A 246-nucleotide genomic window follows, 5' to 3' on the forward strand; every position below is an offset into this window, starting at 1 on the left:
CATCCTCATCCTGAGGCCGCCATCCATCATCCCCTGCTTCATCCCGCCCATCATGTGGCCCATCATTCCACACATGCCGCCCTGGCCCACCCCTCCCATGCCGCTCATTATTCCCGGCATCCCCGGTTGAGTAGGCTGGGCGCTTTGGCCCGACGTGCTCATCGGAGCCGTTGATGTCTGGGCGCTTGCGATGGAGATTGCGCCGGCAGCGAGAATGGCGGTGAGAGTGGTCACGCGCACCAGTGT

Annotated in this window: 1 pseudogene; it reads right to left on the reverse strand. The window is 63.4% G+C overall.

The annotated features are described in order from the left end of the window. Positions 1–234 (reverse strand): annotated as a pseudogene (locus KZZ06_RS21860) (hypothetical protein); the annotation flags it as partial. Positions 235–246: the final 12 nt, after the last annotated feature.

Source organism: Sulfitobacter sp. CW3, assembly GCF_019392245.1.
Classification (GTDB): Bacteria; Pseudomonadota; Alphaproteobacteria; order Rhodobacterales; family Rhodobacteraceae; genus Sulfitobacter.